Annotated in this window: 5 protein-coding genes and 1 pseudogene; 4 read left to right on the top strand and 2 right to left on the bottom strand. The window is 69.4% G+C overall.

The annotated features are described in order from the left end of the window. Positions 1-366: pseudogene (locus ACFTZB_RS43740) on the top strand (SARP family transcriptional regulator); the annotation flags it as partial. Between the two features lie 33 nt (positions 367-399). Here the strand turns inward: ACFTZB_RS43740 and ACFTZB_RS43735 are convergent. Both ACFTZB_RS43735 and ACFTZB_RS43730 read right to left on the bottom strand, forming a co-directional pair. Then, positions 400-1,398, bottom strand: coding sequence for a PHP domain-containing protein (locus ACFTZB_RS43735; RefSeq protein WP_072942652.1), 999 nt, complete (start codon positions 1,396-1,398; stop codon positions 400-402). A 45-nt stretch (positions 1,399-1,443) separates the two neighbouring features. After that, positions 1,444-2,319: a LysR family transcriptional regulator ArgP gene (locus tag ACFTZB_RS43730; protein ID WP_378441960.1), complete on the bottom strand. Its 876-nt coding sequence runs from the start codon at positions 2,317-2,319 to the stop codon at positions 1,444-1,446. A 72-nt stretch (positions 2,320-2,391) separates the two neighbouring features. Between ACFTZB_RS43730 and ACFTZB_RS43725 the strand changes: the two genes are divergently transcribed. Genes ACFTZB_RS43725 through ACFTZB_RS43715 form a run of 3 tightly spaced genes read left to right on the top strand, consistent with a single transcriptional unit; the run spans position 2,392 to position 4,045 of the window. Continuing rightward, complete coding sequence (locus ACFTZB_RS43725; RefSeq protein WP_378441957.1) at positions 2,392-3,012, top strand: LysE/ArgO family amino acid transporter; 621 nt, start codon at positions 2,392-2,394, stop codon at positions 3,010-3,012. A 47-nt stretch (positions 3,013-3,059) separates the two neighbouring features. Continuing rightward, positions 3,060-3,641, top strand: coding sequence for a hypothetical protein (locus ACFTZB_RS43720; protein WP_378441955.1), 582 nt, complete (start codon positions 3,060-3,062; stop codon positions 3,639-3,641). Further along, complete coding sequence (locus ACFTZB_RS43715; protein WP_378441953.1) at positions 3,641-4,045, top strand: TIGR03668 family PPOX class F420-dependent oxidoreductase; 405 nt, start codon at positions 3,641-3,643, stop codon at positions 4,043-4,045. The genes ACFTZB_RS43720 and ACFTZB_RS43715 overlap by 1 nt, the downstream gene beginning before the upstream one ends. Positions 4,046-4,110: the final 65 nt, after the last annotated feature.

Here is a 4,110-nt window from a genome sequence, read left to right as displayed (position 1 = left end):
GGGATGCCCGGCGTCGAGCACGGGATCCTGCCGCTGGCGCTGCTGTGTCTCCGGGTGTCGCGGGGTCTGCCGGCGACGTTCGACGCCGGCACCGACTGGGGACCGTACGAGCCGTGGGCGCGGCCCCACCTCCTGCTGGCGGACGGTCGCCCGGACGACGCGGCGGCCGCCCTGCGCCGGATCCCCGATCCGCCGCGCGATCTGCTCGTCGAGGCGCTGTGGTCGCTGATCGAACACGCCGCGGCCGCCGTCGGCGACGCTCGGCTGATCGAACGCGCCCGAACCGAATTGGCACCCGCCGCAGGCGAAATCGCGGGGGCAGGGAGCGGGATGCTCACGATGGGCCTTCGGCCCGTGCGTGGTTGACGAGTCCCTGCACTCGTTAACCACGCACAGGCGTCACTTGGCCCACTCCAGCAGGTCGTCGGCGGACCACGTGTTCACGACGCGGTCGGCGTCGACCCCGCACCGCATCGCGCGCTCGCATCCGTAACCCTGCCAGGCGAGTTGGCCCGGGGCGTGCGCGTCGGTGTCGATGGAGAACAGACACCCCAGGTCCATGGCCAGATCGATGAGCCGGCTCGGGGGGTCGCGGCGCTCGGGACGGCTGTTGATCTCGACGGCGGTGCCGTGGTCGCGGCAGGCCGTGAACACCTGCTCGGCGTCGAACGTCGACTCCGGCCTGGTCCCGCGCCCGCCCTCGACGAGACGACCCGTGCAGTGACCCAGCACGTCCACCAGCGGATTCTCGACGGCTCTGACCATCCTCCGGGTCATCGCCCCGCGCTCCGCCCGCAACTTGGAGTGCACGCTGGCGACGACGATGTCGAGTTCGTCGAGCAGGTCCGGATCCTGATCGAGCGACCCGTCCTCGAGGATGTCGACCTCGATGCCGGTGAGGATGCGGAACGGCGCGAGTTCCTCGTTCAGCTCGGCGATCACCTCCAGCTGAGACCGCAGCCGTTCCGCCGACAGCCCGTTCGCGACCGTCAGCCGTGGGGAATGGTCTGTCAGAGCGCAGTATTCGTGGCCGATGAGCGCCGCGCTGCGCATCATCTCGTCGATCGGGCTGCCGCCGTCGGACCAGTCCGAATGGGTGTGCAGATCGCCCTTGAGCGCCTGACGCAGCGCGCCGCCGCCGATCGGCTCCGCATTCTCCCGCAGTTCCGCCAGATAGACGGGCACCCCGTCGAGCGCCTCCCGGATCACCGTCGCCGTCTTCGGTCCGATGCCCGGCAGGTCCTTCCAGCTGTCGGTACGCCCGCGGACGTCCCGCTGCTCGTCGGACAGTTCGGCGACCACGTCGGCCGCCCGCCGGTACGCCTTCACGCGGTGCGTCTCCGCCCGCGACCGTTCGAGCCAGAACGCTGTCTCTCGCAGGGCCTGCACCGGGTCCATCGGGCTGTCGGCGTCCATGACTCCAGTGTTGCGCCCACCCGGACGTCACCGCAACGCTTCGCGCGCCCCGTCCCGGACCGCCGTGGTGAGCGCCGCGAGAATGGGCGAATCCAGCTTCCACCGCTGCCAGTACAGCGGAACGTCGATCGGACGGGACGGGTCGAGTTCCACGAGCCCGTGGTCGTCGCCGGTGTGCAATTCCGGCAGCAGTCCCCAGCCCAGTCCGTAGCGGACGGCGTCGGAGAACGCCGAGGACCCGGGCACGAAATGCCGCGGCGGCTGCAACCGGCGCCGGGTGAATCCGCGCAGGAACCGGGCCTGCAGTTCGTCCTTGCGATCGAAGTCGAGCATCGGTGCCACCGCGAGGGCGTCCGCGGTCGGGCCGTCGGGGAGCCACCGTTCGGCGTAATCGCGGCTGCACAGCGCGCGGTACCGCATCGACCCCAGCTTCTCCACGGTGCAGCCCTGCACCGCCTCCGGGACGGACGTCACCGCGGCCATCACCGTGCCCTCCCGCAGCAGGGTGGTCGAGTGGAATTCGTCCTCCCGGTGCAGGTGGAACAGCGCCCGGTACTCCGGCGCCAGCCGGGCGAGAGCCGGAATCATCCACGTGGACAGCGAATCCGCGTTGACGACGAGCGGCAGCGTGCTCGTCGCCGCCTCTTCGGGATTGAGGGAAGACATGGCCTCACGCTCGAGGTGCGCCATCTGGCGGGCGAGCGTGAGCACGACGTGTCCGGAGTCGGTGGCCCGGACCGGCTTGGCCCGCTGCACCAGGACGCGTCCCACCTGCTGCTCGAGCGCCTTGATCCGCTGGCTCACCGCGGACGGCGTGATGTGCAGTACCCGGGCCGCGGCGTCGAAGGTGCCTTCGTCGATCACGGCGGCGAAGGTGCGGAGAGCGGACAGGTCCAGATCCATATGAAGCGATGCTAATGGCAATGAAGGATAATTAGCTGGATTGATGACTGTGGGGTTCGTAGCGTGGTTTTCATGCACCTCACCCCTGCCCTGCTCACGGCGGCGGCCGGCTTCGGCACCGGCCTGTCGCTGATCGTCGCGATCGGCGCGCAGAACGCGTTCGTCCTGCGACAGGGGATCGTCCGCAGGCACGTCCTGCCGGTGGTCGTGCTGTGCGCGGTGTCCGACGTCGCGCTCATCGCCGTCGGGATCAGCGGGATCGGGGCCGTACTCGCACACGCTCCCGCCGCCATCACCGTCATCCGTTGGGCGGGAGCGGCATTCCTCGTCTCCTACGCGGTGCTCGCCGCCCGCCGCGCTGTGCGTCCCGGAACGCTGGACGCCACGAAGGAAGTCGGCTCGGCGACCCTCGCGACGTCGATCCTCACCTGCCTCGCGCTCACGTGGCTCAACCCGCACGTCTACCTCGACACGGTGCTGATGCTCGGCTCGGTGGCCAACAACCAGGGCGATTCCGGCCGGTGGCTGTTCGGTCTCGGCGCCGCCACCGCGAGCGTCACCTGGTTCCTCGCGCTCGGCTACGGCGCCCAGTTCCTGCATCGCGTGTTCGCCCGCCCGAACGCGTGGCGCGTGCTCGACGCCGGAATCGCCGCGCTGATGCTCGCCCTCGGCATCACCCTCGTCACCGGCTAGTCAACATTTTGTTGACAGTGCATATCTCGTCAACCAATACTTGACAGATGTCGGATGCCACGCTCACCCAGCTGCTGTCGGACGCGATCGCCAGGGCAGACCCCCAGATCGACCGGGGGCTCGACCACGACCCCGCCGCCTACCTGGCCCTCGTCCGGCTCACGTCGCAGGCGCGGGAGTCGGTCGACGAACTGCTGGTCTCCGCGATCGCCGCCGCCCGCTCCGCCGGCCACAGCTGGGACACGGTCGGCGCCGCACTCGGCATGTCGCGGCAGGCGGCGCAACAACGCTTCGGCAAACGGATCGGCGACGCCCCCGACCCGGACCCGGACGGCCGCACCCGCCGGCTCACCCCACTGACCGCGTTCAACGAGATGCGCATCCTCAACCACGCCGGCTCGTACGGCTGGCACTCCGTCGGGTTCGGCACCCTGTTCCACACCGTCCGCAAGTCCGACGAACAGTGGGAGCACACCCGCGCGTCGGCGCTGGCCAGCCGCGAGAAACTCGAGGCCGACGGCTGGCAGAAGGTCGGGACGTTGTGGTTCCCGTGGGCGTACTTCAAGCGCCCGCTGGGCATCCCCGCGCTCCCCGAACCGGTGAGCGGCGACTACCTGATGGAGCCGTGATGGACGCTGTCGCACGATTCGCGGCCGCCCGCGTCGCCCGGCTCGCCACGGTCGGGGCGGACGGCGTGCCGCACCTCGTCCCGCTCGTCTTCGCGCTCGACTCAGACGCCATCTATTCCTGCATCGATCACAAACCTAAACGCACCACGGCCCTGCGGCGCCTGAAGAACATCTCCGCCAACCCCGCCGTCACCCTGCTGGTGGATCACTACGACGAGAACTGGGACCACCTGTGGTGGGTGCGGGTCGACGGCCGGGCCCGGATCCTCGACCCCGACTCCGACGAGGGCACCGCCGCGCTCGACGTCCTGGCCGCGAAGTATCCGCAGTACGTCGACCGCCGCCCGGACGGACCGGTGATCGCGATCCACGACCTGAGGTGGCATCACTGGTCCGCCCTGTGAGTACTTGTTAACCGCCGGCGGTTAAGAAGTACTCACAGGGCGATAGCCTTTTTTTCATTACCACA

It is taken from the genome of Rhodococcus sp. NPDC057014 (genome assembly GCF_042673295.1).
GTDB lineage: Bacteria > Actinomycetota > Actinomycetes > Mycobacteriales > Mycobacteriaceae > Rhodococcus_F.
This window is presented reverse-complemented; position numbering and strand designations above follow the sequence as displayed.